Below are 1,443 nucleotides of genomic sequence, written 5' to 3'. Positions count from 1 at the left end.
CTTTTTTTGACTAAAAATGTTGATAATAGTGAGTTTTAGGGTTGAAAAAGTTGAAAAAAAGAGTACACTAAAGTTACTGGCTCTGAGACGTCTCAAAGTAAGTTCTAGCTATCTGGAATTTTGGATGGGACAAGTTCCTTTCTATTTTGAAATTATTTTTTAATAAAAACTAGCGATTATTTATCCAATAATCGAGGTGATTGAATGACGTTCTCAGGGTCAATTTTAGAGATTCCCAAAAGTGTTGCCAATTCCTCACCGTAGGTAAATGTAAAGAGTTCATAGGCGGATTTTCCGTTGAAAGAAGCTCGTTTGATGCTGTTGACATGCGAACAAACCAGGTTGATGTCCTCCTGTGTCAAGTTGTCAAAAGAACTTCCTTTAGGAAGAATATCTCTGATAAGTGTGTGATTCTTCTCAATTCTCCCTTTCTGGTCAGAACGATTGGGGTCACAGAAGAATAGCTTAGATTCTCCACGCACATCCATTTCGATGTCGTCCACTCTGGCGAATTCACCGCCATTATCGGTCAGAATGACAGGAAATATTTCGCAGAAGTCCATCTCTTTCTGATGTAGGTCATTCTTGATAGCGTAGAGATGTTTAGCGACCTCATTAGCTGTTTTATTATCAAGTAATCGAGCGAAGATAAAGTTACAGAAGGAGAGGTTAAAGGTGAGAAGTACCTTTCCGCCGATCCGTCCAGTAACGGTGTCCATTTCCAGCCAATAGCTGATTCCTTTCTCTGTGAGAAAGCGTTGGAAGTCCTCGTAAGACCGTCCTTCTTTGGCAATTTTAGGAATGGGTTGTAGGTTTCTGGTTCTCCGCTTTCTGAATTTCACGACACGGGGGAAATCAATGGGCTTTGTGGACAGATAGCCTTTTTCAAGGTATCTGTAGATAGAAGCTCTGGATGCCGAAAGTTCGTTTGAGGCGATGATATGGTTGAGGTGTTGTCCCTTTTGGATGGCTGAAGAGACAATCTCGTCCATACGATAGAATTCTTCCTTGTTTAGGGCAACACCTGTTCTCGAGTCTGAGAGCTTAGCTTCGTAATCAAGCTGAGCTCTTTTTGCGTAGTAGAATTGTTTCTGGTATCCACAATTGATTCTCTTTTTCGGACAGGCATTACAAACGTAGGGAGCCTTTTTGAGTAGAGGGCAAGAATCACAATTAGATGTCACAGAATTTTCTTTAACCACTCGATTTCTCCGAACTTCTTTTGAGATTGTAGAAGGATCTTTACCTAACTTAGCTGCTATAGCTGAGAAGGGCTTAAGTTGTTCAATTCCTATTTGAATATCGTTGCGATCAGAGAGAGTTAAGTGTTTGTTTTTCATTGTCGATTGCCAACTTGTCCCATAGTAAGTTCTACCTTATTTCTTTGTCTCAGTCTAATTTCCAGTTTTTAAGACAGACTAGAACTTACTTTGAGAATTTAGC

Annotated in this window: 1 protein-coding gene; it reads right to left on the bottom strand. The window is 40.0% G+C overall.

The annotated features are described in order from the left end of the window. Positions 1–176: 176 nt before the first annotated feature. Entirely contained in the window at positions 177–1,340 is a 1,164-nt protein-coding gene (locus tag NF418_RS10230) for an IS30 family transposase (protein ID WP_256779522.1), read from the bottom strand. Between the last annotated feature and the right edge of the window lie 103 nt (positions 1,341–1,443).

Source organism: Streptococcus suis (genome assembly GCF_024509555.1).
GTDB classification, from domain to species: Bacteria; Bacillota; Bacilli; order Lactobacillales; family Streptococcaceae; genus Streptococcus; species Streptococcus suis_AD.
The sequence above is the reverse complement of the archived record's forward strand: the minus strand, read 5'-3'. Positions and strand labels throughout refer to the sequence as shown.